The 25,353-nt window shown below is 72.4% G+C and carries 28 protein-coding genes and 1 pseudogene; 18 read left to right on the top strand and 11 right to left on the bottom strand.

Features of this window, described 5'->3' with window-relative positions:
• The first annotated feature begins 131 nt into the window (after positions 1-131).
• From K7787_RS18555 to K7787_RS18565, 3 genes are all read left to right on the top strand, one after another.
• A complete protein-coding gene (locus K7787_RS18555) occupies positions 132-845 on the top strand; it encodes a hypothetical protein (protein ID WP_223002237.1) in 714 nt (237 codons plus the stop codon).
• Positions 846-975: 130 nt separating this feature from the next.
• Positions 976-1,491: a SigE family RNA polymerase sigma factor gene (locus tag K7787_RS18560; RefSeq protein WP_009190356.1), complete on the top strand. Its 516-nt coding sequence runs from the start codon at positions 976-978 to the stop codon at positions 1,489-1,491.
• 40 nt (positions 1,492-1,531) lie between these two features.
• On the top strand, positions 1,532-2,815 hold the full coding sequence (locus K7787_RS18565) for a hypothetical protein (RefSeq protein WP_223002238.1): 1,284 nt from the start codon (positions 1,532-1,534) through the stop codon (positions 2,813-2,815).
• Between the two features lie 65 nt (positions 2,816-2,880).
• Here K7787_RS18565 and K7787_RS18570 read toward each other — a convergent pair whose 3' ends face one another.
• The 10 genes from K7787_RS18570 to K7787_RS18615 form a co-directional block, all read right to left on the bottom strand.
• Positions 2,881-3,933, bottom strand: coding sequence for a hypothetical protein (locus K7787_RS18570; RefSeq protein ID WP_223002239.1), 1,053 nt, complete (start codon positions 3,931-3,933; stop codon positions 2,881-2,883).
• The gene (locus K7787_RS18575) at positions 3,930-5,147 is read right to left on the bottom strand and encodes an ABC transporter permease (protein ID WP_223002240.1); all 1,218 of its coding nucleotides are present in this window, start codon (positions 5,145-5,147) and stop codon (positions 3,930-3,932) included. Before K7787_RS18575 ends, K7787_RS18570 begins: the two co-directional genes overlap by 4 nt.
• A complete protein-coding gene (locus K7787_RS18580; protein ID WP_043261233.1) occupies positions 5,144-5,869 on the bottom strand; it encodes an ABC transporter ATP-binding protein in 726 nt (241 codons plus the stop codon). Before K7787_RS18580 ends, K7787_RS18575 begins: the two co-directional genes overlap by 4 nt.
• A 26-nt stretch (positions 5,870-5,895) precedes the next feature.
• Positions 5,896-7,569, bottom strand: a complete 1,674-nt coding sequence (locus tag K7787_RS18585) for a hypothetical protein (protein WP_247721042.1) — start codon at positions 7,567-7,569, stop codon at positions 5,896-5,898.
• Positions 7,570-7,655: 86 nt separating this feature from the next.
• Entirely contained in the window at positions 7,656-8,150 is a 495-nt protein-coding gene (locus K7787_RS18590; RefSeq protein WP_009190361.1) for a hypothetical protein, read from the bottom strand.
• A 172-nt stretch (positions 8,151-8,322) separates the two neighbouring features.
• The gene (locus K7787_RS18595) at positions 8,323-8,802 is read right to left on the bottom strand and encodes a DUF3515 family protein (RefSeq protein WP_223002241.1); all 480 of its coding nucleotides are present in this window, start codon (positions 8,800-8,802) and stop codon (positions 8,323-8,325) included.
• Between the two features lie 150 nt (positions 8,803-8,952).
• Positions 8,953-9,174 carry a helix-turn-helix domain-containing protein gene (locus tag K7787_RS18600; RefSeq protein WP_019980206.1) on the bottom strand — a complete coding sequence of 74 codons (222 nt, stop codon included), beginning with the start codon at positions 9,172-9,174 and terminating at the stop codon, positions 8,953-8,955.
• Positions 9,174-9,794 carry a DUF2975 domain-containing protein gene (locus tag K7787_RS18605; protein ID WP_164387479.1) on the bottom strand — a complete coding sequence of 207 codons (621 nt, stop codon included), beginning with the start codon at positions 9,792-9,794 and terminating at the stop codon, positions 9,174-9,176. The genes K7787_RS18600 and K7787_RS18605 overlap by 1 nt, the downstream gene beginning before the upstream one ends.
• A gap of 108 nt (positions 9,795-9,902) precedes the next feature.
• Positions 9,903-10,208 (bottom strand): helix-turn-helix domain-containing protein, encoded by a 306-nt coding sequence (locus tag K7787_RS18610; RefSeq protein ID WP_009190365.1) that lies wholly within the window; start codon positions 10,206-10,208, stop codon positions 9,903-9,905.
• 521 nt (positions 10,209-10,729) lie between these two features.
• Positions 10,730-12,454 (bottom strand): chitinase, encoded by a 1,725-nt coding sequence (locus K7787_RS18615; RefSeq protein WP_223002242.1) that lies wholly within the window; start codon positions 12,452-12,454, stop codon positions 10,730-10,732.
• Positions 12,455-12,956: 502 nt separating this feature from the next.
• Between K7787_RS18615 and K7787_RS18620 the strand changes: the two genes are divergently transcribed.
• The 14 genes from K7787_RS18620 (at position 12,957) to K7787_RS18685 (ending at position 24,598) form a co-directional block, all read left to right on the top strand.
• Positions 12,957-13,769: a hypothetical protein gene (locus K7787_RS18620; protein ID WP_050790857.1), complete on the top strand. Its 813-nt coding sequence runs from the start codon at positions 12,957-12,959 to the stop codon at positions 13,767-13,769.
• Positions 13,770-13,836: 67 nt separating this feature from the next.
• Positions 13,837-14,544 (top strand): Flp pilus assembly protein CpaB, encoded by a 708-nt coding sequence (cpaB, locus tag K7787_RS18625; RefSeq protein WP_009190368.1) that lies wholly within the window; start codon positions 13,837-13,839, stop codon positions 14,542-14,544.
• Positions 14,545-14,557: 13 nt separating this feature from the next.
• Positions 14,558-15,814: a CpaE/TadZ family protein gene (locus K7787_RS18630; protein WP_223002243.1), complete on the top strand. Its 1,257-nt coding sequence runs from the start codon at positions 14,558-14,560 to the stop codon at positions 15,812-15,814.
• Positions 15,811-16,212 (top strand): TadE/TadG family type IV pilus assembly protein, encoded by a 402-nt coding sequence (locus tag K7787_RS18635; protein WP_223002244.1) that lies wholly within the window; start codon positions 15,811-15,813, stop codon positions 16,210-16,212. The genes K7787_RS18630 and K7787_RS18635 overlap by 4 nt, the downstream gene beginning before the upstream one ends.
• Positions 16,205-16,714, top strand: coding sequence for a TadE/TadG family type IV pilus assembly protein (locus K7787_RS32140; protein ID WP_282107272.1), 510 nt, complete (start codon positions 16,205-16,207; stop codon positions 16,712-16,714). The genes K7787_RS18635 and K7787_RS32140 overlap by 8 nt, the downstream gene beginning before the upstream one ends.
• 61 nt (positions 16,715-16,775) lie before the next feature.
• Entirely contained in the window at positions 16,776-18,113 is a 1,338-nt protein-coding gene (locus tag K7787_RS18645; protein WP_019980214.1) for a TadA family conjugal transfer-associated ATPase, read from the top strand.
• A gap of 12 nt (positions 18,114-18,125) precedes the next feature.
• The gene (locus K7787_RS18650) at positions 18,126-19,067 is read left to right on the top strand and encodes a type II secretion system F family protein (RefSeq protein WP_164387473.1); all 942 of its coding nucleotides are present in this window, start codon (positions 18,126-18,128) and stop codon (positions 19,065-19,067) included.
• A 34-nt stretch (positions 19,068-19,101) separates the two neighbouring features.
• A complete protein-coding gene (locus K7787_RS18655) occupies positions 19,102-19,989 on the top strand; it encodes a DUF5936 domain-containing protein (protein ID WP_009190373.1) in 888 nt (295 codons plus the stop codon).
• A 267-nt stretch (positions 19,990-20,256) separates the two neighbouring features.
• Entirely contained in the window at positions 20,257-21,450 is a 1,194-nt protein-coding gene (locus tag K7787_RS18660; RefSeq protein WP_223002245.1) for a sensor histidine kinase, read from the top strand.
• A 29-nt stretch (positions 21,451-21,479) separates the two neighbouring features.
• Positions 21,480-22,352: a response regulator transcription factor gene (locus K7787_RS18665; protein ID WP_223002246.1), complete on the top strand. Its 873-nt coding sequence runs from the start codon at positions 21,480-21,482 to the stop codon at positions 22,350-22,352.
• A gap of 147 nt (positions 22,353-22,499) precedes the next feature.
• Positions 22,500-22,733, top strand: coding sequence for a Flp family type IVb pilin (locus K7787_RS18670; RefSeq protein WP_223002247.1), 234 nt, complete (start codon positions 22,500-22,502; stop codon positions 22,731-22,733).
• Positions 22,730-23,335: a pilus assembly protein TadG-related protein gene (locus K7787_RS18675; RefSeq protein WP_223002248.1), complete on the top strand. Its 606-nt coding sequence runs from the start codon at positions 22,730-22,732 to the stop codon at positions 23,333-23,335. The genes K7787_RS18670 and K7787_RS18675 overlap by 4 nt, the downstream gene beginning before the upstream one ends.
• 31 nt (positions 23,336-23,366) lie before the next feature.
• Positions 23,367-23,948 carry a hypothetical protein gene (locus tag K7787_RS18680; protein ID WP_223002249.1) on the top strand — a complete coding sequence of 194 codons (582 nt, stop codon included), beginning with the start codon at positions 23,367-23,369 and terminating at the stop codon, positions 23,946-23,948.
• A gap of 11 nt (positions 23,949-23,959) precedes the next feature.
• Positions 23,960-24,598 carry an OmpA family protein gene (locus K7787_RS18685; RefSeq protein ID WP_223002250.1) on the top strand — a complete coding sequence of 213 codons (639 nt, stop codon included), beginning with the start codon at positions 23,960-23,962 and terminating at the stop codon, positions 24,596-24,598.
• A gap of 17 nt (positions 24,599-24,615) precedes the next feature.
• Here K7787_RS18685 and K7787_RS18690 read toward each other — a convergent pair whose 3' ends face one another.
• Entirely contained in the window at positions 24,616-25,023 is a 408-nt protein-coding gene (locus tag K7787_RS18690; RefSeq protein ID WP_372456656.1) for a DUF192 domain-containing protein, read from the bottom strand.
• A gap of 140 nt (positions 25,024-25,163) precedes the next feature.
• Between K7787_RS18690 and K7787_RS18695 the strand changes: the two are divergent.
• Positions 25,164-25,353, top strand: a pseudogene (locus K7787_RS18695) (prepilin peptidase); the annotation flags it as partial.

Raw genomic sequence — 25,353 nt, forward strand, 5'->3', positions numbered from 1 at the left:
CTCGGTGCCGGGCGGCGCGGTGTCGGCGTCGGTGCGCATGGTGTCGGCTTTCAGCCGCGCGGTGTTGGCGTCTGATAACGAAGTCGGGGCCGACGGTGCCGCGCACAGGTTTGTCGACCATACTTCGCGCTGTGGAGCAGCGCATAGGTTCGAGCAGCCGGCCCCTGAAGAACGAGCCCGTGACGGGGGCCGGTTTCGACCCGGCCTTCATCCCCGGCCTCACGCCGCCCGCGGCGGCCGACCCCGCGGACGGGGGGCCGGGGACGGAGCCGGAGGAGACGCCGTCGGCCGGGGCCGGGAAGACGTCCTCGGCGGCGGGTCAGCAGGACGCGGCCCCCGAGGCCGAGGCGAAGGCGGCCGACGCCGGGGAGGCCGATGCCGAGGCGGCGGCGCAGCGCGCCGAGGACGCCGGCCCGGAGGCCGAAGTCGCCCCCGACGGACCGGTGTTCGAGGCCGCCGACCGCCGGGCGCGGATCGTCGCCGACCACCGGGGCGTACGGCTCAGCCTGGACGACCAGGAGTGCGAGTTCCGCTGGGACGAGATCGGCGCGGTGGAGACGGAGACCCCGCGCTTCGGCAAGCGCTTCACGGTCACCGTCCACACCCCCGAGCGCCGCTGGTACCCGATCGAGATCGAGGCCCCGGCCAGGTCCCGGTTCGCCGAGTGGGAGGCGCGGCTGGACGCGGTGCTGGACGCGTACTTCGAGGACGGGGACGAGGAGCCCGCCGCCGAGGACGCGGATCAGAACGACGCTCCGGCCGCCGAGGACGAGGCGTCCCCGAAGGGCGAGGCGTCCCCGAAGGACGAGGCGCCCGCCGCCGAGGAGTCCTCGAAGGAGAAGTGACCGTCAACCCCCGCACCCCGCCCCACCGTTGCCGAAAGGATTTCCGGAACCTGTGAAACATCCGGGGGGTCTCACCGCATCAAGGGGGTGAGAGTGCCACGGAGGGCACGGGAGCCGCGGGGGAGCGTGCATGAGGCAGGGGCGCGACGACGGCTATCCGGAGTTCGCGGCGGCCCGGGCCGGGCATCTGTACCGGTCGGCCTGTCTGCTCACCGGCGGGGACACCCATCTGGCCGAGGACCTGGTCCAGGAGACCCTCGGCCGGGTGTACCTGAAGTGGGGGCGGATCTCCGGCGCGGACAACCCGGCCGGTTACGTCCAGACCGTGCTCACCCGTACCTTCCTGGCACACCGGCGCCGGCACAGCAGCCGCAGGGAGCGCACCACCGACGTACTGCCCGAGGTCGCGGGGCCGGAGTCGGCCGGTGACGCCTCGCTGCGGCTCACCCTCTTCCAGGCCCTCGGCCAACTCTCCGCTAAGGACCGGGCGGTGGTCGTCCTGCGCTACTGGGAGGACCGCAGCGTCGAGGAGACGGCCGCCGCGATGAACACCAGCTCCGCCGCCGTCCGGACCCGGTGCGTCCGCGCCCTGGCCCGGCTGCGGCTGCTGCTCGGCGACGCGCTCGGCGAGTACGCCAGACCCTGAGCCCCCTTACCCCTCCACGTCCGAGAAACGGCGGTTCGTCATGCCCGAAGCAGACCACGACTCCTTCGAGGAACGGTTCACCCACGTCCTGCGGGACACCGGCGCGGCCCTCGACACCGGCCGGCGCGACCTGGCCGCCGAGGGCGCGGCACGGGGCCGGCGGCTGGTCGCGCGGCGCCGGGCCGCCGTCGCGGGCGGCGTCGCCGCCGTCGCTCTGGTCGGGGTGGGCGGGGCGCTCGTCCTCCCCGGCGGCCAGGGCGGAGACGGCCGGCAGCAGTCCGCCGCCGGCAGCCCGAAGGCCGGCATCACCACCACGGCCGCCGAGACCGGGGCCGCGAAGCCCGCCGTCTCCGCCGCGAGTCTCCTGGGCGCCTTCGAGAAGCTGCTGCCCGGCGGCCGGCTGACGCAGACCGAGGCGCGCGGCACGGACGAACGCTCCTCGGCGAAGAACATGTACGCGACCCCTTATGTGCAGGGCGTGTACGACGACGGCCGGGGCAAGGCGGCGATCAGCGTCGGCATCAACCGCGTCCCGCCCGGCACCCAGGAGGCGCGCCAGAACACCCAGTGCCCCGACAAGGCGTTCATCGCCTACGACAGCTGCTCCACGACGAAACTGGCCGACGGCTCCGCCCTGATGATCCTCAAGGGGTACGAGTACCCGGACAAGCGCAGCGGCACGAAGCTGTGGCGCGCCGAACTGGTCACGCCGACCGGCCAGTTCATCGACGTACAGGAGTGGAACGCGGCGGCCGAGAAGGACGCGCCGGTCACCCGCCCCGAACCGCCGCTGTCGGCGGCGCGGTTGACGGCGCTGGCCACCGCGGCCGAGTGGCGTACGGCGGCCGACGCGATCCCGGCGAGCCAGTGGCCGAAGCCCGCGCCGAACGAGCCGAAGGGCCCGACGGGTTCCGTCTCGGCGACCCTCGCCGGGCTGCTGCCCAAGGGCGTCGAGATCGTGGGCAAGGGCAACGCGGATCCCGAGTTCGGGTACGTCGTCGTGGACGACGGCAAGGGCGCGAGCCTGGTCCAGCTCAACGACCAGCCCGACATGCGGGACGTCGAGGGCGAGTTGTTCGGTGCGGACGCCAAGGTCCTGCCCGACGGCACGAAGGTCGTCACGCACCAGTCGGCCGGCGACAAGGACATCGCGGGCATCGTCATGTGGACGGTGGACACCATCCGCCCCGACGGCCGCCGCGTCGTGATCAGCGCCTTCAACTCGGGCGCCCAGACCACGGCGCCCACCCGCAGGGCCCCGGCCCTCACCCTGTCCCGGCTGGAGAAGATCGCCACCGACCCGAAGTGGAACACCCTGGGCTGACCCACGGCCCGCCGTCCCCTCCCGGCGCCACGGGGAGGGGACGGCGAGGCCCCTCCCGGCGAGGATCACAAGCTCGTCAGCGGTCCCGGCAGGTCGAACGTGTGCGATGTCCCCCCGGCCAGGTCGACCACGGTCGCGGTGTCGTCCGAGACCATCAGCCAGCCGCTCCGCGTGGGCCGCAGCAGATACGAGTCGTCCACGCCGCCGGCCGTCACACGGCGCAGTTCGCGTCCGCTCGCGCGGTCGAGTTCGACGAGGTCGCTGTCCTGGCCGCGGTTCACCGCGAGCACGACGGTGCCCTCCGTCGCCTGCACGGCGTCGACCCGTCCACCGGTCACGCTCACCACCGTCGCGCCGTCCACGTGGGAGAGGGCCGCCCGCACCGCCGTCCCGCCGCCGTCCGCGGCAGGGGAGCCGGCCAGCACCGGAACTCCGGCGGCGCAGGCCAGTTGCTGCACCTGCACACCGGGGGAGCGGCCGGCGCGCCGTACCCGGCCGGTGGCGAGGTCGAGCACGCTCACCTCCATGCCGTCGTCCTCCCCGGCGGCCAGGCACACGCTGTCCCCGGACGGATCGGGGGCCGTCAGCGTGACCGGTCCCGGAACCCGTGCGCGGCGCACCTGCTTCCAGGTCTTCGCGTCGCGCACCAGCACCTCGGCGGTCCTGCGGCCCGCCGCGCCGGGGCCGCCGGAGCCGTCAGCGGCGGGCACGGTCGCCAACAGGCTTCTGCCGGGCACGAGTTCGGTCTGCTGCCCGATGCTGCCCCGCTCCTCCAGGGCGTGCCGGGCGGGGTCCAGCCGGAAGAGCCGGTCCCCGTGCCCGCCCTCGCCGGGCAGCGACAGCCACCACGTCCCGTCGCCCGACCGCACGAGCTGCGGGGCCGCCACGTCGTCGTCGCCGTCCGCGCGCGGCACGACGGCCAGCGTCTGCGCGTGCCGCGCCGCCGGATCGATGCCGACCACCACGGTGCGCCCGGACACGCGCGCGGTCACGAACGTCTCGGACCCCTTCCAGTCCGACCCCACCTCGATGTCCTGGGCGGCGGAGCAGGACGCCAGCAGCGCGATGGACGCCACGAGCGCGGCGTACGACGTCTTGCGCAGCGGCACGGCGATCACCAGTCCTTCATCGCCTCGGTGGGGGACATGCGCGCGGCGCGCCGGGCCGGGAGCACGGCACCGGCGGCCACCACCAGCACCGTGGCGACCGACAGGGCGATCAGCGTCGGCGCCCCCGGAAGCGGCACCGCGTCCTGCACGTAGGGGGCGACGTCGCCGATGCGCCGCAGCCCGGCCGCGGCGGCGCCGGACACGCCCACCGCCAGCACCGCCCCGGCCACCGCCGCCACCGCCCCGGCGATCGCCATCTCGGCCACGAGCATGGCCGTCACCGACCGGCCGCGGAAACCGACCGCCTTGAGGATCCCCACCTCCTGGGCGCGCTGCCGCCCCAGCGCGCCCGTGACCGTGACCGCCCCGGCGAAGGCCAGCACGGCCAGGACGCCGAGCAGCACCCTGCCGGTCAGCCGGACCAGCGTCAGCACGCCGGGCAACGCCTGGAGCTGCTGCTGGAGCGTGACGGCCGGGTAGTCCATCCGCTGCACGGCCGCGAGCACCTGCGGCACATGGGCGGAGCTGTCGGCCACCACGGTCAGCTGGTTCCAGCCCGAGGTGCGCAGATAGTCGGCGGTGGTCCGGCCGGCCGCGGCCGCCGCCCACGCCACCACGCTGCCGTCGTCGGCGTACGCGGTGTCCGGGCCGTCCAGCTGCCAGCTCGGGTCGTACAGGCCCACCACCTTCACCCGCGTGCTGACCGTGGCTCCCACACCGGGGCGCACGTAGCGGTGCGCGTCCACCGTCACCGTCCTGCCCACCATCGACGACAGGTCCACGCCGTGGGTCGAGGCGGGGAAGACCACCTCCCCGCGGTGCAGCGGGAACAGCTTGTCGCGCACCGACTTCACCACCGGGGGCGCGAGCGCCGCGCGGTAGGTCGTCGCGTACAGCAGATCGGCGCCCTCGGGATTGTCCCGCACGGGCATGGACACCTGGAGCCGGTGCTGGACGGACTGCACGTGCGGGATGCCCGCCAGGCGCTTCTCCGTCGCCTCCGTGAGCTGCGCCGTGTCGGGGCGGTCCGCCGGCGAGTCCACCGTGATCGACCGGTTCGCCGTGGACTCCCCGACCTGGCGGGTCGTCGAGCCCTGGGCGGCCGAGGCGATCCCGATCGCGCTCAGGCACACCGCGCCGGCCACCGCGACCATCGCCACCAGCCCGAACAGCCGCCTGCGCAGCGCCCGCACGTTCCACCACGCCACCTGAAGCAGGTTCACAGCTCGCCCTCCCGCGCGTCGCGGGCGTGCGCCCGGGTACGGCCGTTCGTGTCGTCCGGTGCGGACCGGGCCGTCTTCGGGCCGAGCCGGTGGACGACGTCGGCCGCGTCCGCGACGGCCTGGTCGTGGGTGACGACCAGCACACCGCGTCCGTCGTGCGCCAACTCCCGGAACAGCTCCAGCAGTACGGCCTCGCTCTCCGGGTCCAGGTTCCCGGTCGGTTCGTCGGCCAGCAGCAGCGGCGGATCGTTGACGAGCGCCCGGGCCAGGGCCACGCGCTGCTGCTCGCCTCCGGACAGCTCGCCGGGGCGGTGGTCGCACCGGTCCGCCAGCCCCACCCGCTCCAGCAGGGAGCGGGCCCGCGCCTCCCCCGCCGCGCGTCTGCCGGTGTACGGGAGCAGGACGTTGCGCAGGGCGCTGTGCTGCGGCAGCAGGTTGTAGGACTGGAAGACGAACCCCAGCCGCCTACGGCGCAGGTCCGCGAGCGCGTCGTCCCGCAGGCCGCTGGTGTCGTGGCCCTCCAGGACCACCCGGCCGGTGTCGGGCTTGGTCAGCAGGCCGAGGATGTGCAGGAGGGTGGATTTGCCCGATCCCGAGTGTCCGACGAGCGCGGTGACGCGCCCCGGCTCCACGGCGAGATCGACGCCTTCGAGGACGTCCACCCGTCGTCCGCGCCGGGTGTAGGACTTGCCCACCCCGTCCGCCGTCAGCAGTGTGCTCAAGGAGGTTGCGCTCCCTTTCGTCTCGTTCAGTCCCGGGACCGGCCCGGCGAGGGCAGGGCTCCCAGTTTTCCGTCCAGTGCCTTGTCCAGCTCCCACACGGCCCAGGTGGTCTTGAGGTCGCAGCCCGGCTCGTCGTCGGGCCGGTACAGGCCGGGCAGGCCCGGACAGCCGCGGTGCGCTGCGACCAGGGCGGCGAGGCGTCCCACCGCCGACTCGTCGGGGTGGCCGCCGAGCAGCAGGTAGGCGCGGACGATGAGGGCACGGTCGTAGACGTTCGCGCGGGGGCCGGGGTCGGTGGCCCACTTCTCGAGCCGGTCCGCGGTCAGCCAGCCGGGTGCGCGGTCCTCGTGGCCGGACTGGTGCAGGCCGACCACCAGCGTGGCGGCCGCCTGCGCGCCCTCCAGACCGTCCAGGTCCCAGCGCGTCACGGCGGGGGCGGGCACCGGCACGCCGGCGTCCGCGCAGTCCCACACCGCGCGCTGCCAGTCCCGCACGTTGTCCGAGGTGACCGTGGCCGGCACGGTCGAGGGGTCCTGGCACAGCGCCTTCTGCGGGGCGGTGAGGTCCCGGCCGCCGGCGGTGTGCTCCAGCGCCGCCACGGTCAGCCGGGTGGCGCCGTCGCGCGGCGCGTCCGGGGCGCCGGCCTGCTTCTCCACGGCGGCCAGCAGGCGTTCGTCGCGCACCGGCCATCCGGCGAGGTCCCGCAGCCGCTGCACGAGGAGGGAGGCGTCGGGGGTGCCGAGGTAGGAGGACGGGTCGCGCATCGTGCCGTCCGGCAGGCGGTCGCCCTCCAGCCGGCGGGCGACCGAGGAGAACGACCGCGCGGGGCTGCCGGTGGCGCGCAGGATGTGCACCAGGTCGTAGAGCTGCTCGTGGTCGAGGGCGGTGACGTCGTGGTTCAGCACCTGCTGCCAGGTCGCGCGGTCCACGCGCGGTGTGCGGCCCGCCGACTCCTGGAGCAGTACGTAGTCGTAGGTCTCCTCCAGCAGCGTGGCGCGTTCCGCCTCCGGCCGCTCGGTGAACCCGCTCACGTCCGGAGCCGTGGCCGCGGTCAGGGAGGCGGGGACCGGCTCGCCGAGCAGACGGAGACAGCGCGCCAGGACCGCGGCCTTCTCCAGCGGCACGTCGCCGTGGGCCAGCCGGCCCAGCCAGCGGACCGTGGCCGCCCGGCCGGCGGCGGGAACCGCGTCGAGCGAGTCCGTCGCCGCCTCCACCTCCAGCGCGGCCCAGGTGGCGCTCAGACGTCCGTCGTCGCTCCCGTCGTCGAGCGCGGGGTCCTCGTACCAGCCCTTGCCGGAGCGCAGCTTCTCCACCGCCCGCGCGTCGTCGCGCCCGAGCACCCCGGACGCGCCGGCGTCGCGCAGGGGCACGAGCCAGTACCGGCCCCACAGCGCGGACGACTTGAGCGCGTCGGAGCGCAGCGCCGCCGCGGTCCGCGCTGCCACCGTGACCTTTGGCTTCGCCCCGGTCTCGGCCAGGGCGCGCAAGGCGTAGGACTGGGCTTCGGGGCCGCCGCGCTCCTCGCGCAGGAACGGGTGGTAGTACAGGCCGTTGGTCTGGCTGATCAGGCTCCGCACGTAGTCCGGTTCGCTGCTCGCGGTCCGGTCGTCCTGCCCGGCGCAGCCGGCGGCCGACGTCATGAGGCAGGCCGCGGCGAGCGTCCAGGCCGCCCTCCTGGCGGCTCTCCTGGCGCGTGACATGCTCGTTCTCCCCCGTACGAGAACTCTGCCCCCGCCGTGAGGGCGGGGGCAGAGGCGGTCAGGTGATGCGCGGTGTCAAGTGCGGATCAGGCGGCGCCGGCGGTGACGCACTTCTCCGTGAACTTGATCTTGCTGGTGATCTGGGCGGAGCCGCAGGACTTCGTCGACACGTAGACGGTCAGCTTGCTGGGCTTCATCTGACCGTAGGTGTCCGAGATCCACGCCTTGGTGTTCTTCCAGCGGACCTCGCCCTGCGACTTGCTGGTCATCTTCAGCGTCGCCTCGGGGTTCTTCGAGATCTTGATGGAGACGCTGATGCCGTGGGCGGCCAGGACGGCCCGGTTCTGCACCCACTGGCCCTTCTCGTGCGCCTTGCCCTTGAAGAGCTTGGTCGACGCCTTCCAGTCGCAGGCGCTGACGTAGGCGCCACAGTGCCAGGCGTTGACCTGCATCTTGTGGTTGCCCGGGATGCCCCAGGTGTTGGAGGCGGACGTGGCGTGAGCGGGCGCGGCCGTGAACAGCAGCGCGCCGGCGGCCATGGCGGCGGCGCCGCCGGAGGCCAGACGCGAGAGCGTGCGCATTGTTTCTCCCCGTAGAAGTGACTGCTTCTTCGATCACGCGTCCGAAACCGTGGACGGTATTCGTACGCGCGTTCAGGGGGATTTCTACGCTCTCGCCACCGCGGTCACCATCGCACCTTCGGGCACCCTGCCCTCCAGGGCAATACCGGCCGGTGCCCGTCGCGCCGCGCCCTCAGCTCCGCTTCGCGCACGCCTTCTGCTTCGCCAGCCGCGACACGGCCGGGGACAGCGCGCGGACGACGGCGTCCTTGTCCTTGACCCGCTGTGCCACCGCGATCTCGGCGGCCGGCGCACGCCCGTAGGAGAGCACCGTCTTCGTGCCGTCCTTGCTCTTCTTCTCGTTCACGACCCAGTCGACGCCGTCCACCGACGTGCAGGGGGCCGACTCGGGGACGTCCGAGATGTTCCCGCACCGCAGGATCACGTCGCCGTCGCCCCACACGGCCGTGCCCTCGGGACCGGAGTCCTCGCGCCCGTGGCCGGCGACCTTCTGCGGAACCGCGTCCACCAGGCGGGAGCAGGCCGCGCCGTCGCCGCCCGGGGCTCCCGAGACGTTGTAGGAGTGCGAGGAGGTCCCGCACGCCGCGAGAGCGGCGGCGCTGACGGCGATCACGCCGGCCTGTGCGAGACGCCGGGCAGAGGTCGTCTTCATGAGTCATCCCTCGTTCGAGTTGCGCATGGTCGTTCCGCGGTGGTCGTGTCGCGGAGCGCGGGAAAAACGTTCTTCGGTAGCGGTAGCGGTAGCGGTAGCGGTAGCGGTCGTGGCGCGGGGCGGCGCGTCCGGCGCCCGCCGGGGCCGTGCTCAGTCCGTGCGGACGCTGAGCAGGTCGCCGGGCTGGCAGTCCAGCTCACGGCAGATCGCGGTCAGGGTGGAGAACCGGATCGCCTTGGCCCGGTCGTTCTTCAGGACGGAGAGGTTGACCACCGTCACCCCGACTCTGGCCGCCAGCTCGGACAGCGTCATGCCGCGTTCGGCCAGCAGCCGGTCCAGGTGCACCCGGACCTGGTGCTCCTCCGGTGGCATCAGACGAGCCCTTCGGTGTCGGCGCGCAGCTTCGTGCCGCGCCGGAAGACCTCGGCCAGGGCCAGGACGAGGAAGCCGAGCAGGAGGTACTCGCCGGTGAAGGTGACGGTGAACGGGATCTCGTCGGCCAGGGGCGTGCCCCGCACCAGCAGTTGGGTGGTCAGCGCCGGCAGCAGCGGTGAGAGGACGGCCTGTACCAGCGCCGCGAGCCCGATGACGCTGAGCCGGCGGGCGTTCTCCGGCACGAAGACGTCGCCGTCGCGCAGCGTCCCGGCGATCCTCAGGAGGAGGAACAGGGCGAGGAGCAGGAGCACACTGCCGACGAGACCCGGCAGCGCGAGCAGCAGGCGCTCGCCGAAGCCCGGATGGGCGAGGACGAGGTCGGCCCGGTGCGTACCGGTGAGGCTCATGCCGTGGCCCCCCGTCGACGCGGTCACGTCGGCCGGGACACGGCTCGCCGACCCGATCTCCACCCCGCGGGTGTCCACCGGGTCGATCGCGCCGGCCACGCCGAGGACCGGGATCAGGATCCCGAAGACGCCGGCCAGTACGGCGGCCAGGGCGAGGACCGCCTCCAGCAGCCGGTTGTCCCGCCCGCTCCATCCGGACTTCCCCGCCATGGCTCCCCCTGCCGTACGCACCGCGCTTATCGATAGTCGATAGTATCGCTAATCGATAAGCGCGGTGTCAAACACTCCTCGGTGCAATGGGGTTGGCCTGCGGGAAGGTCAGGCGGGGCGGCCGATGCGGCCGTGGTGGGCGTAGGCGTACAGGGCCGCCTCGGTGCGGCTGGTCACCTTGATCTTGGTCATCAGATTGGTCAGGTGCGCCTTGACGGTGCGTTCGGCGATGCCGAGCCGGCGGCTGATCTCCCGGTTGTCGGCGGCGTGGCCGAGCAGGGTGAGGACCTGGCGCTCCCGAGGGGTGAGGGAGGGGATGGCCTGCGGGTCGCCCGGCACGGGCGGGGCGTCGGCAAGGCGGCCGAAATCGTACGGCGACGCCGTTCTGCGGTGGTCTGCGGTGAGGTGGGTCAAAGCGTTGTTCCCCCGTTCGTCCTGGGGGCGACCGCTGTCGCCGGCCGTCCCCTTGTCTCGCGTCGGCCCGCTCGGCCCCCGGAGGCCGGCGCGGTGGCGGTCGTGACGGCGCCCTGGGCTGTTCGGTCGGGGCCGAGATGACCGGATCGCTTCCGACGGCTTCGGATCGTGCCTCCGCTCGCCCTGGTCGGCAAGTACTCTGCAAGCGAGGGAGGTTGGCGCGAACCGGCCGCCGGGTCCAAGGAGCCAGCGCTCAAGTAAAGGGAGCGGGGAGGGGCAAGTACAGCGAGTTGAGGCACATTTGAGGTTGCCGCTGGCTCGATGTCGCCCATGGCGACGCCCGGATCACCGGCGTCGCGGCGCGTCCCAGGGTGGACGAACCGGCCGCCGGGCGCACGGCGGCGCGCCGGACAGGCGCGCGGCGGACCCGGCGGGATGCGGGCGCACGGACGGCCCGGCCCCCGGCCGAAGCCGGGAGCCGGGCGGGCGCCGGTGGTGAAGGGGGAAGCGGGCGCCGGGTGTTACGGCAGGGCGTGGACGTGGGCGCCCACCGCGTTGGACCAGGCGTTGCCGGCCGCCGCGTCCCAGTTGGTGGACCAGGTCATCGCGCCGCGCAGGTCCGGGTAGGCCTTGGACGGCTTGAACGCGCCGCAGTTGGTGAGCTTGGTCAGGCAGTCCAGGGCGTTGTTGACGACCGTCGGGGAGACGTAGCCGCCGCCGGCGCCGCTGGGGGAGGCGGGCAGGCCCAGGCCGACCTGCGAGGGAGCGAGGCCGCCCTGCAGCTGGATGCAGGCGAGGGCGGTCAGGAAGTCGACCGAACCCTGCGAGTACACCTTGCCGTCGCAGCCCAGCATCGCGCCGCTGTTGTAGTACTGGGTGTTGACGACGGTCAGGATGTCCTTGACGTTCAGCGCGGTCTGGAAGTAACCGGCCGACGTGGACTGCATGTCGATGGTCTGCGGGGCCATCGTGATGATCAGGTTCGGGCCCGCCTTCGCCGACAGGGCGCGCAGCGCCTGCGTCATGTAGGTCGGGTTGAGGCCGTTCTCCAGGTCGATGTCGACGCCGTCGAAGCCGTACGTCTGCATCAGCGAGTACACCGAGTCGGCGAAGTTCGTCGCCGACGTCGGGTCGCTGACCGACACCGTGCCCTTCTCGCCGCCCACCGAGACGATGACCTTCTTGCCGGCCGCCTGCTTGGCCTTGATGTCGGCCTTGAACTGGTCGACGGAGTAGCCGCCCAGGCCGGCCGAGTCGAGGTTGAAGGTGACCGCGCCGGGCGTGGTCGTGGCGTCGGCGAAGGCCACCGCGATGATGTCGTAGGCGGCCGGGACGTCCGAGATCTTCTGGACGGTGGCGCCGTTGTTGAAGTTCTGCCAGTAGCCGGTCACCGCGTGCTTGGGCAGGCCCGTGCCGCCTCCGCCGCCGCCCCCGCCGGTGGCCGCCGTGGTGGCCGTCACCGCCGCCGACTTCGCGGACTCGCCCGCCGCGTTGGTCGCCGTCACCTGGAACGAGTACGCGGTCGAGGCCGCAAGGCCCGACACCGTCGCCGACGTGCCCGTCGCGGAGGCGACCTTCACGCCGTCGCGGTAGACGTTGTAGCCCGTCGCGTTCGAGACCGTGTTCCAGGCGAGGGACACCGACGAGGACGTGGTCGAGGAGACCGCGAGGCCGCCCGGGGCCGCCGGGACCGTCGGGGCCGGGTCACCGCCGCCGCCCCCGTCCGGGCCGGAGACCGACACGTCGTCGGCGTAGTACGCGGCCTGGCCGTACCAGCCGTGCAGGTACACCGTCACCGAGCTGGTCGAGGAGCCGGTGGTGAAGGTGGTCTGCAGCTGCTTCCAGGTGCCGGTGTCCGGCGTCCACGTCGACACGTCCGTGGTGCCCGTGCCGGTCGCGCCGAGGTAGGCGTACCCGCCCTGCACCCAGGCGCTCAGCGTGTACGTCGAGTTGGGCTTGACCGCCACCGTCTGGGTGCACTGGGCGTTGTCCTGCGCGGCCGGGGTCGCCTTGAGCGCCGCGGAGCCGCCGTGCACGGGGGAGGAGACGGTCGCGCCGCTGCCGGCGGAACAGGTCCAGTTGCTCAGACCCGACTCGAAGCCGGCGTTCTTGGCGTTGTTGACGTCGGCGGCCGAGGCCTGGCCGGCGCCCGCGCAGGACAGGGCGAGCGCTGCGGTGACGGCTCCGGACCAGATGCTCAGCGGCCGAAGCCGTCTGCTGCCGGGCGTGCGTGCTACGCGGTCCACTGATGCCTCCGGGGGAGAGGGGAGAGACGAGGGAGGGGAGAAGCGGGGAGGGAGCGAAAGGCAGGCGGGGGTAAGCGTGTCGGAGTGCTGCTGCTGCGCGGTGGCCACCGTTGGTCGTACAAGTTGGTCCAGACCAATTGCCTTGTCAAGAGGTCCAGACCAAAATCGGGGCACCGGACCGCGCCCTTCCGCCGCCGCCCGGGGGCGCGACCGCCGTTTCCCGGGCCCGCCCGCGCGGTCAACCCCTCGCCCCGCCGCCACGCTTTCGGGCGCGACCCTCACCCGTACGGCCCTCAACCTGTCCCGGTTTGCCGTGACTTGCGCACTCTCAGTTGTCACCCGGCTCCACAACCACTGTCTCCGGCCTCGAAGGCGCAGTTACAGTGCTCAGGTAGTCACGCAGTGAAGTCAACTCGGGGCGCCGGAGGGGAACGCCGGCGCGCCGTCGGGGGTCGAGCGGGGAGCCGGCGTGTCAACTGCGATCGCTGTGACCAGTGGCGACATGGCGCTGCCCGGTCAGGACGAACGGACCGTGCCCGCTACGGTCCTGGCCGACCTGGACCGGCAGCCGCTCGAGCAGACGCTCGACGCGATGCGGACCCTGCTCGACCAGCACGGACACGTCATCGTCGTGTGCTCGCAGGCCGTCCCCAAGGCGGTCGAGGCCCGGCTGCGCACCGTCCGCTCCCTGCTGGAGAGCGACCGCATCGCCCTGTTCCGCCCCGACCTGCCGCCCCTCGGGATCGCCGTCCTGGCCCGCCAGTTACGCCAGCTCGCCTCCTGCGACCTCAGCCCCGGCGTCCTCGCCTCGGCCGGCCGGCTGCTCACCCACTACGTCCACGCCGGCGCCGTGCTCAACTCCGTCGCCCGCCTCGACCGCGTCCCCGTCGGCCTCAAGTCGCACGCCAAGTCCTGGGTCCCCGGCAGCCAGTTCGGCGTGATCGCCCACCCCGCCCCGCAGCTCGTGCGCATCGGCCCCGAAGCCGCCCTCGCCGGACCCGACTTCGGCACCTGGATGCTCGTCGCCAAGGGCCAGCTCCCGTCCGACTGGGTGCAGACGGCCCTCGCCCCGTCCTGGCGGGTGCTCGGACTGCACGAGGCCCCGCTGCCCGCCGAGTCCGCCGCCTGGTGGGGCACGCCGAAGCTCGTCGAGTTCTGCACCTACCTGCCCGACCTGTCGGTCCTCTACCAACTGGTCACCTCCGTGCGCCAGGGCGTGTGCCACTGGTGCGGCATCGACGTCATAGGGGACCGCTGCGTCTTCTGCTCCGCCACCGCACCACCGGTCCACGACAGTCACGCCCCCTCCGGCTGACCGGACGAGCCCGCACCACCCGCCATCCGCTCCGCTCGACCGCTATCCATACGAGGTTGCACGGTTCATGAACTCCCGTCAGCGCCGCGGCGTGATACTCCTGCTCCTGTCCGTCCTGTGCGCCCTCGGCGCGTTCGCGGGCGTCCTCTCCGTCATCGACGACGCCAAGTCCAAGGTCGGCCCCGAGGTCACCGCGTACCAGCTCAAGACCGACGTGAAGCCGTACACGACGCTGAGCGCCGACCAGTTCGAGAAGATCAAGATGCCCAAGCGGTGGCTGTCGCCCAACGCCGTCACCGACCTCTCCCGCATCCGCGGCAAGATCGCCGTCACCACCCTGCGCCAGGGCTCCCTGCTCCAGAGCGACATGATCGTGGACCAGCCGGCCCTGCGCCCCGGGCAGCAGGAGGTCGCCATCATGATCGACGCGGCCACCGGCGTCGCCGGCAAGATCACCCCGGGCTCCTCCGTCAACGTCTACGCCACCTTCGCCGGCCAGCGGCAGGGCGATCCCGCCCAGTCCAAGATCATCGTGACCGGCGCCAAGGTGCTCGACGTGGGCCGCATCACCGCCCTCGACCCCAACTCCGACAACCGCAGCCAGCAGCCCAGCGAGGTCGTCCCCATCACCTTCGCGCTCTCCGCCCTGGACGCCCAGCGCATCACCTACGCCGAGTCCTTCGCCCAGCGGGTCCGCCTCGCGCTGGTCGCGCCCGGCGGCGACGCCGGGGTACCGGCCGGCGACCGGACCTACGAACTCGCGAAAGACAAGTGAGAGGCCCGCAGCCATGCCCACCAGGATCCTCCCGGCAGCCGGCGACGCGGACGCGGTCCGGTCCCTCACCACCCTGCTCAGCCAGCTCCCCGACGCCGAACCGGTGACCCCCGTCGGCGACTCCACCCAGCTCGTGGACACCCTCGCCCAGCTGGCCGCCGAGTCCGTGGACGAACTGCCCGAGGTCGTGGTCGTGCACGAGCGGATCGGCCCCGTGCCCGCGCTGGAACTGATCCGCGAAATCGCCCTGCGCTTCCCCGCGGTCGGCGTCATCCTCATCACCTCCGACGCCAGTCCCGGCCTGTTCGCCGCCGCCATGGACTCCGGCGCGCGCGGCCTGGTGGCCTTGCCGCTGAGCTACGAGGAACTGGCCGGCCGCGTCCAGGCGGTGGCCCAGTGGTCCACGGGCGTCAGGCGCCATCTCGGCCACGGCGGCGAGGTGTTCACCGGCGTCGGCGGCCGCGTTGTCACCGTCAGCGGGGCCAAGGGCGGCGTCGGCGCCACCCTCACCGCCGTCCAGCTCGCCCTGGCCGCGCAGGCCTCCGGGCACAGCACCGCCCTGGTCGACATGGACCTCCAGACCGGCGACATCGCCTCCTACCTCGACATCCAGTTCCGCCGCTCGGTGGTCGACCTGGCCGCCATCAGCGACATCTCGCCGCGCGTCCTCGCCGACGCCGTCTTCCGCCACGACACCGGCCTCGCCCTCCTCCTCGCCCCCGCCGAGGGCGAACGCGGCGAGGAGGTCACCGACCGGGCCGTCCGCCAGCTCGTCAGCGCCCTGCGCTCCCGCTACGAGATCGTCGTCGTGGACTGCGGCGCCCAGCTCAGCGGCGCGGGCGCCGCCGCCGTCGAGATGGCCGACACGGCGCTGCTGCTGACCACCCCGGACGTGGTCGCGGTGCGCGCCGCCAAGCGGACGGTGCGGATGTGGGACCGGCTGCAGATCCGCAAGGCCGAGGAGACGACCATCGTCGTCAACCGGCACACCCGCGCCGCCGAGATCCAGCCGCCCCTCGTCCAGAAGATCACCGCCACGGCGGTCGCGGCCACCGCCGTCCCGGCCGCCTTCAAGGAACTCCAGGGCGTCATCGACGCGGGCCGTCTGCACGAACTGGACGACAAGAGCACCGTCAAACAGGCCCTGTGGACCCTCGCCGCCGAACTCGGCCTGGTCAAACGGGCCGAGACCGACCGCAGGTCCGGCGGCCGGCTGCGCGGCGACCGCGGCTCGGTGAGCTTCAGGCGGCGCAAGGAGGCGGGCGGATGAGACGACACGGCGCGGCGCGCTTACGCGACGACAGCGGGCAGGTCGCCATCGAGTTCCTCGGCATGGCGCCCACCATCGTCATCACGTTGGTCCTGCTGTGGCAGTGCGTGCTGCTCGGCTACACGTACACGCTCGCGGGCAACGCCGCGGACGAGGCGGTGCGGGCGGGGACGGCGGCGCCCCCCGGCGCCCGGGACGGCGCCTGCCGGACGGCCGGACTGGACAAGCTGTCCTCCGCCTGGCGCGCGGGCGCGGACGTGGGATGCGTGACGGGCGGCGGCTATGTGACCGCCCACGCCTCCCTGCACGTGCCCGTCCTCGTCCCGGGCCTGATCGACTTCCCCCTCCAGGTGAAGGCCCGGGCGGGGGCGGTCGAGGAGGTGAAGGACGATGGCTGAGCGGACGTACGAGCGGTCCGGCGCACGCCGACGCGAGGGCGGCACCGGCACCGGCACCGGGGCCGGGCGGCTCGGCGGCAGTACGCCGCCGGAGCGTCCCGGTGACCGCGACCGCCGGGTCCGACCGCACCGCCCCGGAGTGCGCGGGGCCCGCGACCGCGGCCAAGTGGCCATCGAGTACCTGGGGTTCATCCCCATCCTGATGCTGATCGCCGTGGCCGCCATACAGATCGGCCTCGTCGCCTACAGCGCCCAGCAGGCCGGCACCGCGGCCCGGGCGGGCGCGCGCGCCGCCTCGCTCGACAGGAGCGCCCAGCAGGGCTGTCAGCAGGCCGTGTCCGCCGCGCTCAGCGGCCGTACGACCTGCGGCGAGGCGCGCGGCGGCGACACCGTCACGGTCACCGCCACCGTCCGGATCCCCTCCATCATCCCGCTGTGGGACCCCATAGGCAGCGCCCGCAAGACCGCGACCATGCCGCTCGACGACCCGCCGACCCGCTGACCCGCCGACCTGCCGACCTGCCGACCCGCCGACGAGGAACGGACCGAGGAACCCTGGACCCATGAGTCTGCGCGCACGCATCAACTCCCCCGAGGAGCAGGGCAGCCGGGGCGAGGACGCCCATCTCGTCGCCTCCTACCGGGCGAAACTGCTGGAGGAGATCGACCTCGCGGAGATGAGTTCGCTGGCCGCCGCCGACCGCCGGGCCCGGCTGGAACGCGTCCTCGGGCACATCATCAGCCGCGAGGGCCCGGTCCTGTCCACCGCCGAACGCGCCCAGCTGATCCGCCGCGTGGTGGACGAGGCGCTCGGCCTCGGCATCCTCGAACCCCTCCTCGAAGACGCCTCCATCACCGAGATCATGGTCAACGGCCCCGACGCGATCTTCGTGGAGCGCGGCGGCCGGGTCGAGCAACTGCCGCTGCACTTCGCCTCCACCGACCAGCTGATGCAGACCATCGAACGGATCGTCTCCACCGTCAACCGCCGCGTGGACGAGACGAACCCCATGGTGGACGCCCGGCTGCCGTCCGGCGAACGCGTCAACGTGATCATCCCGCCGCTGTCGCTCACCGGCCCCGTCCTCACCATCCGCCGCTTCCCGCGCTCCTTCACCCTCCAGGAACTGATCGGCTTCGGTTCACTGGACGAGCCGATGCTCTACCTCCTGGCCGGGCTGGTGCAGGCGAAGTTCAACATCATCGTCTCGGGCGCCACCGGCACCGGCAAGACGACCCTGCTCAACGCCCTGTCCGGACTGATCCCCGGCGGCGAGCGCATCATCACCATCGAGGATTCCGCCGAACTCCAGCTCCAGCAGTCCCACGTCATCCGCCTGGAGTCCCGCCCGCCCAACGTCGAGGGCCGCGGCCAGATCAGCATCCGCGACCTGGTCCGCAACTCCCTGCGCATGCGCCCCGACCGCATCGTCGTCGGCGAGGTCCGCGGCGGCGAGTCGCTGGACATGCTCCAGGCCATGTCCACCGGCCACGACGGCTCGCTGGCCACCGTGCACGCCAACAGCGCCGAGGACGCGCTGATGCGGCTGCAGACGCTGGCCTCCATGTCCGACGTGGAGATCCCCTTCCCGGCCCTGCACGACCAGATCAACAGCGCCGTCGACGTCATCGTCCAGCTCACCCGGTTCGCCGACGGCGCCCGCCGGGTCACCGAGATCGCCCTGCTCGACAGCCACGGCAGCGAGCCGTACCGGCTGGCGACCGTGGCCCGCTTCGCCGCGCACCCCATGGCCGCCGACGGCCGGATCTACGGCGCCTTCGAGTACCACCCGCTGCCCCGCCGCGCCGCCGACCGCCTCTACATGGCGAGCCAGCCCGTCCCGCAGGCCTTCGGCATCGCCCACTCCGCAGACCAGCTGGCCACCCGAGAAGCCAGGTAGGAAGCCGATCCCATGGAACTGAGCACCCTCGTCACCCTCACCACCGGCGTCACCCTGCTGACCTGCGTCCTGGCCGTCGCAGGCCTGCACGCCTACACCACCGGCCGGGCGCAGCGGGCGGCCCTGGTCGACCGGCTCACCCAGACCGGGCAGATCACCACCGGCCGCCGGCGCCGCTTCCGCGAACTCGACCGCCGGCTGCGCCGCACCGGACTCGGCCGCAAGCTCGAACTGCGCCTCGCGGCCACCGGCCTCGACGTCACCCCGGGCGAGTTCTTCGTCGGCATGCTCGCCGTGGTCGCCGCCCTCTGGCTGATCGGCCAGGCCGCCCTGGCCCCCTTCTTCGGCCCGATCGCCGGCCTCCTCGGCATCTGGGCGGCCCTCCAGTTCCTCAGCTGGCAGCGGCAGAAACGCATCGAGAAGTTCATCAACCAGCTCCCCGAACTCGCCCGCATCCTCGCCAACGCCACCCAGGCCGGCCTCGCCCTGCGCACCGCCGTCGGCATGGCCGCCGAGGAACTGGAGGCCCCGGCCGGCGAGGAACTCGGCAAGGTCTCCCACCAGCTGGCCCTGGGCGCCTCGATGGACGACGCCCTCGGCGAACTCGCCGACCGCCTCCCCTCCCGCGAACTCGTCGTCCTCGTCACCACCCTCGTCCTGGCCAACCGCGCCGGCGGCCAGGTGGTCAGCGCCCTGCGCAACCTCACCGAAACCCTGGAGGAGCGCAAGGAGACCCGCCGCGAGGTCCGCACCCAGCTCTCCCAGGTCAACATGACCTCCTACGCCGTCCCCGTGCTCGGCATCGGCGCCCTGTTCCTGATGAACGGCGTCAAGGACGGCGCCCTCGAACGCATGACCGGCTCCCCGATCGGCCAGGGCGCGGTCATCGTCGCCTTCGCCCTCTACGCCGTCGGCTTCGTCCTCATCCGCCGCCTGTCCCGCATCGACGTCTGAACCGGCCCCGCGCCACGGAAGGAGGGAAACGGCCATGGCACTGCTGCTCGCACTCGTGACGGGCCTGAGCGTGTGGGGCGTCTTCGCCGGCATCCGCATGTACCGGGCGGACGCCAGACTGCCCAGCGACCTCGCGCTCGCCCTGGAGGTCGGCGCCACCCGCACCGGGGCCGTGGACTCCGTCATCGACCGCCTCGGCATGCGCTACGCCCCCGCCGTACTGCGCCTGATGGGCCCGAAGCTCGTCGCCAGGTACCGCCGCAAGATCGACCTGGCCGGCAACCCCGGCGGCCTCACCATCGACCGCTACGCGGCCCGGCGCGCGGTCTACGGCTTCCTCGGCGGCGTCGGCGGACTGGTGTTCGTGCTGCGCGGCCAGTACTTCGTGGCGCTGCTCCTGTTCGCCTTCGGCGCGCTGTGGACCGAGGTCGGCATCTGGTCGGCCATCCGCATCCGCAAGGACGTCATCGAACGCACCCTGCCGGACTTCCTCGACGTGCTCGCCGTCGTGGTGAGCGCGGGCCTCGGCTTCCGCCAGGCCCTCGACCGGGTCGCCGCCCGCTACGAGGGCCCGTGGGCGGACGAACTCCGCATCACCCTGCGCCAGATGGACCTCGGCATGAGCCGCCGCCAGGCCTTCGCCGAACTGCGCCGCCGCAACGACTCCGAACAGGTCGCGATGTTCGTCACCGCCCTCCAGCAGGGCGAGGAACTCGGCGCGCCGATCGTCGACACCCTGGTCTCGCTGGCCAAGGACATGCGCCGCACCGACGCGCAGAACGCCCGCCGCAAGGCCGCCCGCGCGGTCCCCAAGGCCACCATGATGATCACCACCTTCATGGTCCCGGCCACGATGATCCTCCTCGCCACGGGCCTGCTCCTCGGCTCCGGCGTCGACTTCAACTCCGTCACGGGGAAGTGAAGGCACATGGCCACGCACATGCCGACGAGGGGAGGACGGGGGCGTACGGGCGTGCTCCGGCACTGGCCGGAGGGGCGGGCGGGGGAGCCGCCGGGTCTCCTCCCGAGGCCTGACCGCGGAGGGACGGCCCCGGACGGCGCACGGCTCCCACAGGGGCCACCGGCGCCCGACAGCCACAGCCGCCCGCAGAGGACGGCCGAGGCCCCGACGTCGTCCGCCCCGCAGGGCCTGGCCCCCGAAAGACTCCAGATCAGCGCCCTGCAGGCGATGTGCCGCCACGTCTTCGCGTTCCGCCTGGCGATGATCGCCCTCTCCGCCCCTTCCGCGCTCCTCAACGCCGCCCCGGGCCTGGCCACCCGCCTCGTCGGCACCGCGGTCGTCGTCACCTTCATGGGCTCCTACGTCCTCTTCCGGGACTGGGAACGCTTCGGCCCCCTCCTGCTGCGCCACCCCACCCTCCTCGCCCTGGACACCCTCTTCGGCGCCCTGCTGCTCATCGCGGCGGGCACCGACAGCACCCTGGCCTACGTCAGCGTCTGCACCCCCCTTCTCGCCGGCCTCGTCTACGGCTGGCGCGGCGCGGGGATCTTCGCCTCCCTCCAGTCGCTGATCCTGCTCGTCGTCTACGCCGCGACCAGGGACCTCCACACGGACCTCGCCCAGGGCGCCCTGCTGCCCGGCCTGTGCGTGATCGCGGGCGCGGCCGGCGTCACCCTGCGCAACCTGCTGCTGCGCTTCGGCGAGGCGACCCGCGCCCTGACCGCGGTGCAGGCCCGCCTGGCGGTCACGGAGGCGGTGGCGGCCGAACGCGCCCGCCTGGCGCGGGAGATGCACGACTCGGTCGCGAAGACGCTGCACGGAGTCGCCCTGGCCGCCGACGGCCTCGCCGCCTCGGCGGGCAGCGACCGCATCGACCCGGCCCTGGTACGGCAACAGGCGGACCTGGTGGCCCGCTCGGCCCGCAGGGCGGCGGCCGAGTCCCGCGAACTCCTCACGGACCTGCGCCGAGAGACGGACCCGACGCACGGCACCGACGTCACCGCCGAACTGGAGGCGCTGGCGGTGGACTTCACCACCCGCACGGGCCTGCCCACCGCCTTCCGCCGGACGGGAGAAGCCTGTGCCCCCTCCGTCCCGCCCGCCGTGGCCCGCCACCTCCTCACCATCGCCGCGGAGGCCCTGGAGAACGCCCACCGCCACGCCTCCCCGACCCGGGTCGAGGTGCGCGCGGGCGTCCACGGCGACCTGCTCCGCATCAGCGTCCACGACGACGGCACGGGCCTGCCCCCGGACACCACCCTCGAACGACTCCGCGAGGCGGGCCACTTCGGCCTGCTCGGCATGGTCGAGCGTGCGACGGCGGTGGGCGCCCGCATCCGCATCGGCCGGGGCTGCGGCCCGAGGGGGACGGAGGTCCGCCTCGAACTCCCGCTGGACGCGGTGACGATCCCGCGCACCTGACCGCACCCGACCCCGAGAGGAGGCCCCGCATGCCCGACCCCGACCCCTTCCCGCACCCCTCGCCCCCCGCCGGCCCCACCCCCCTTCGGGTGATCGTGGCGGACGACAACCCGGTGGTACGGGCGGGCCTGACGGCCCTGCTCTCGGGCCGCGCGGACATCACGGTGGCGGCCGAGGCCGCGGACGGCCGCGCGGCATGGGAGGCCGCCCGGCGGCACCGCCCGGACGTCGTCCTCCTGGATGTGCGGATGCCCGGCGTGGACGGCCTCGCCGCGCTGCCGTACCTGGTACAGATAGCCCCGGTCGTGATGCTCACCTACAGCCGCGAGTCGGAGATCGTCCAGGAGGCCCTGCGCCGGGGCGCCGGCGGGTACCTGGTCCACGGCGAGTTCACGGCCGACCAGTTGGTGACGGCGGTACGGGACATCAAGGAGGGCAGGGCCCACTTCACCCACACGGCGGCGGGCGCGCTGCTGGACCAACTGCGCAGGGACCGCCCGGCGCCACCGGCGCGGGGACCGATGCCGGAAACCCTGGAGAATGCAACTGCACACGAGGACGCGCCGCCAAGTCTCAACGGATTAGCGATTTCTGCAGAACGGCTTTCGCGACTGCAACCGGATGTGGGACAGTCGTCGTCAGGGTGGACGGGCCGCGGTCCGGCCGCCGTCGACAGGTCGAGGTTCCAACTCAGCACGAGGGAGGCGGAGATCATGGACCTCATCGCGTCCGGCATGACCAACCACCAGATCGCCGCCGCCTGCTTCATCAGCGAGAAGACGGTCAAGAACCACATCAACCGCATCTTCGCCAAGCTGCACAGCACCAGCCGCGCCGAGGCCGCGGCGAAGTGGCTGGGCACGGCTCCCGGCTCGGCCCGCGACGGGGGTGACCGCCGATGAGGACGCGCAAGACGTTCCGGACGAGGCGCGGCCGCGCTTCCCTTTGGGCCCGTGAATGGGCCCTGGGACCCTCCGGCGCAGGCCCCTTCCCGGCATACGTTCCCAGGGGCGCACCCGGCACCGAGACCCGACCCGGAGGGGAACACCATGAGCGACCTGATGCTGAAGACCGCGGTTGCCACCAAGATCCGCGTCACCACCTGGAAGAACACCACGGTCGAAGCACTTCGAAACCGCGCCGGCGACAAGGGCCAGACGGCGGTGGAGTACCTGGGCATCATCGCGGTCGTGGTGGCGATCGTGCTGGCTATTACGGGGACGAGTATCGGTTCGACGATCCTGAACAAGATCACAGCGCTGATCGGCAAGGTCGGCAATTGACGCGACCGCGGCGCTACGGCGACGCAGGGCAGGCCTTCCCCATCTACATCACGGTGATGGGGGGTCTGCTCTTTCTTGCGCTCGCGTATTTCGCGGTCGGCCAGGCGACGGTGAACAGAGGCGGCGCCCAGACGGCCGCCGACGCTGCGGCACTCGCGGCGGCTCAGGACACGCGGAAGCAGCTCGCGGACGAGTGGGTGAAAGAAGTGCTTGACCCCTCCAAGTGGGACGGCATCTTCCACGGCGACAGCCCGGGAATCACACCTTCATGCTGGAGGGCGCAAGAGCTTGCCCAGCAGAATGATGCTCAGGTGCTCGACTGCGGCCCCGATGGATCACTGGCGTTCACGGTCGAAGTCCAGACGGACAAGACCATGGGCGAATCGGTGGTCCCCATCACCGCCACCAAGCGTTCGAAGGCGTACGCCACCGCCGTGATCGAGCCGCTCTGCACGTTCTCGCCCCTCGCCGAGGACGCGGGACCCGACGCGCTGCCGGTCCTCACGTGCAAGCACGCCCGGCAGTGGGACCTGGACCCGAAGAACCTCACGGAATTACCGAAGCCCCAGGACCTCTTCGACGTCCATTTGGCCGACCGATAAGCGATCGACGAGCGACGAAGGAAGCAGAGTGATGAGTATTCGGTTCACTGCGAAGGTTCGCAGGGGGATGGTCGCATTCGCGGTCGCGGCTGGACTGGCCGTCGGTATGGTCGGCTGCGGCGGAGGTGGCGGGGACGACAAGAAACCGGATACTCAGACGTCCGCCTCCAAGGGAAAAGGGTCCGAACCGAGTGCACAAGAAGGACAGTCCACGGCTCCTTTGGCGGAACTTCGAGGCCCGAACGGCCTGCTCTTGCAGATCACCTCTGCTCAGAGGGATTCCGGTGGATTCGTCACTGTGAACGGCCAGTTCAAGAATGACGGCTCTCAGTCAGCGGTGATTCCCTCCGAACTGCGTGGCGATGAGACGGAGATCCTCAAACACGGCACATCACTGGGGGGCGCCACCCTTGTGGATGCACAGGGCAAGAAGCGCTACTACGTCCTGCGTGACACGGACGGGCGGCCACTGACGACCACGGGGTTGACGACGATCGAGGCGGGCCAAACCATCCCCGTCTTCATGCAATTCCCCTCCCCCCCGACAAACGTCACCGACGTGACCCTCCAACTCCCCACCTTCTCCAGCGGCACCGTCAAGATCTCCGGGTGAGGGCGGCCACCATGACCCACACCCGCCCCCGCCCCCGTCTCACCCTCGCCCTCACCGCCGCCACCGTCATGGTCGCCGCCCAGCTCTACGGCGCCGCCGCGGCCCGAGCGGACGGCGGCCCCAGCGAACCCCCCGGCACCGAGGCCTCCGCCTCCGCCCCCGTGCAGGTGGACCCGAACGACCCCGACCTGAAGCTCCCCGAGGGCGCCACCCTCGCCGCGCCCAAGGTGCTCGACATCAAGTCGGTGGTGGAGGACCAGGGCGGTGAGGAGCGCCGCGAGGACACCAACACCGACGTCACCTTCGCCCTCCAGGCCGAGGTGCTGTTCCCCAAGGACAGCGCGAAACTCAGCGACCAGGCGAAGTCCCGTATCGACGCGATCGCCCAGGAGATCAAGAAGCAGCACGCGACCCAGGTCCGCGTCTTCGGCTTCACCGACAACCTCGGCAGCCACGAGCACGGCGTCGTCCTGTCCAAACAGCGCGCCAACGCGGTCCAGGACGTCCTCTCCCAGGAGCTGAACGACCCGGACATCACCTTCGACGTGCGCGGCTACGCCGAGGACTACCCCATCGCCGACAACTCCACCGAGGACGGCCGCAAGAAGAACCGCCGCGTGGAGGTGACCTTCCCCCGCACGGCGAGCTGAACGTCAAGGCGACAGCCCTACTCGCCCTCCACCACCTCCACCCGCACCCCCGCCCGCACCCCCCACCCCGCCATCGCCCCCGCAGCCGCCTCCAGGACATGGCGGGAGCGGAGGCGCGGGCGGCCCAGGCGGCCCGGCCGCATCGTGACGACGGCGAGGACGCGCAGGTGTCGGTCGAGATAGGCGACGTCGATGGGGATGCGCATACGGAAGGTGTGGATGCTGTTGGCGGGGGAGAGGAGAAGCGCGCCGTCAATGCCGTCCCGCCCCAACAGCCCTTTGGTACGGGCACGGTAGGAGGTCGCCAGCTCAAGCGGAACCGCCCGCGGAACGGCCACGACCGCCCCGTTGCTGCCGCTGCCGTCCCCCACACCCTTCCCGTGCACGATCAGCCGTCCCCGTCCGTCCTGCCAGCGTCCTGCCACCTCGGCCGCCTTCCCGGTCTGCTGCGGAGGTCCCCCCGGTGCCACTCCCGATCCCGACCGACCGTAGCCGTACCGCCGTCGGGCTCACATGGGTCCACGGGCCCATGACCCGCGCGTCCCGTCCGCACTAGGGTCCCCGCGTGCGCGTCTTGCTGATCGTCCTCGCCGCCCTGTGGGGTACGGGCACCGGGCTGCTGGTGCCCCGGGCCGCGCATCGCCTGTCGGTGGAGGCGGAACAGCCCTGGCGCGCGCACTGCCCCGGCGGGCACCCGATCACCGGGACGTTCGGCGGCTGGATCGGCCGCGCCCGCTGCACAGCCCCCACCACCC

This window comes from Streptomyces sennicomposti, from assembly GCF_019890635.1.
Taxonomy (GTDB): Bacteria; Actinomycetota; Actinomycetes; order Streptomycetales; family Streptomycetaceae; genus Streptomyces; species Streptomyces sennicomposti.

Excerpts from the sequence above, each read along its gene's own strand:
- K7787_RS18560 (WP_009190356.1), top strand. The coding sequence starts at position 976 with ATGAGGCAGGGGCGCGACGACGGCTATCCGGAGTTCGCGGCGGCCCGG.
- K7787_RS18565 (WP_223002238.1), top strand. The coding sequence starts at position 1,532 with ATGCCCGAAGCAGACCACGACTCCTTCGAGGAACGGTTCACCCACGTC.
- K7787_RS18585 (WP_247721042.1), bottom strand. The coding sequence starts at position 7,569 with ATGTCACGCGCCAGGAGAGCCGCCAGGAGGGCGGCCTGGACGCTCGCC.
- K7787_RS18590 (WP_009190361.1), bottom strand. The coding sequence starts at position 8,150 with ATGCGCACGCTCTCGCGTCTGGCCTCCGGCGGCGCCGCCGCCATGGCC.
- K7787_RS18595 (WP_223002241.1), bottom strand. The coding sequence starts at position 8,802 with ATGAAGACGACCTCTGCCCGGCGTCTCGCACAGGCCGGCGTGATCGCC.
- K7787_RS18600 (WP_019980206.1), bottom strand. The coding sequence starts at position 9,174 with ATGCCACCGGAGGAGCACCAGGTCCGGGTGCACCTGGACCGGCTGCTG.
- K7787_RS18605 (WP_164387479.1), bottom strand. The coding sequence starts at position 9,794 with ATGGCGGGGAAGTCCGGATGGAGCGGGCGGGACAACCGGCTGCTGGAG.
- K7787_RS18620 (WP_050790857.1), top strand. The coding sequence starts at position 12,957 with ATGGCGCTGCCCGGTCAGGACGAACGGACCGTGCCCGCTACGGTCCTG.
- cpaB (WP_009190368.1), top strand. The coding sequence starts at position 13,837 with ATGAACTCCCGTCAGCGCCGCGGCGTGATACTCCTGCTCCTGTCCGTC.
- K7787_RS18630 (WP_223002243.1), top strand. The coding sequence starts at position 14,558 with ATGCCCACCAGGATCCTCCCGGCAGCCGGCGACGCGGACGCGGTCCGG.
- K7787_RS18635 (WP_223002244.1), top strand. The coding sequence starts at position 15,811 with ATGAGACGACACGGCGCGGCGCGCTTACGCGACGACAGCGGGCAGGTC.
- K7787_RS32140 (WP_282107272.1), top strand. The coding sequence starts at position 16,205 with ATGGCTGAGCGGACGTACGAGCGGTCCGGCGCACGCCGACGCGAGGGC.
- K7787_RS18645 (WP_019980214.1), top strand. The coding sequence starts at position 16,776 with ATGAGTCTGCGCGCACGCATCAACTCCCCCGAGGAGCAGGGCAGCCGG.
- K7787_RS18650 (WP_164387473.1), top strand. The coding sequence starts at position 18,126 with ATGGAACTGAGCACCCTCGTCACCCTCACCACCGGCGTCACCCTGCTG.
- K7787_RS18655 (WP_009190373.1), top strand. The coding sequence starts at position 19,102 with ATGGCACTGCTGCTCGCACTCGTGACGGGCCTGAGCGTGTGGGGCGTC.
- K7787_RS18660 (WP_223002245.1), top strand. The coding sequence starts at position 20,257 with ATGTGCCGCCACGTCTTCGCGTTCCGCCTGGCGATGATCGCCCTCTCC.
- K7787_RS18665 (WP_223002246.1), top strand. The coding sequence starts at position 21,480 with ATGCCCGACCCCGACCCCTTCCCGCACCCCTCGCCCCCCGCCGGCCCC.
- K7787_RS18670 (WP_223002247.1), top strand. The coding sequence starts at position 22,500 with ATGAGCGACCTGATGCTGAAGACCGCGGTTGCCACCAAGATCCGCGTC.
- K7787_RS18680 (WP_223002249.1), top strand. The coding sequence starts at position 23,367 with ATGAGTATTCGGTTCACTGCGAAGGTTCGCAGGGGGATGGTCGCATTC.
- K7787_RS18685 (WP_223002250.1), top strand. The coding sequence starts at position 23,960 with ATGACCCACACCCGCCCCCGCCCCCGTCTCACCCTCGCCCTCACCGCC.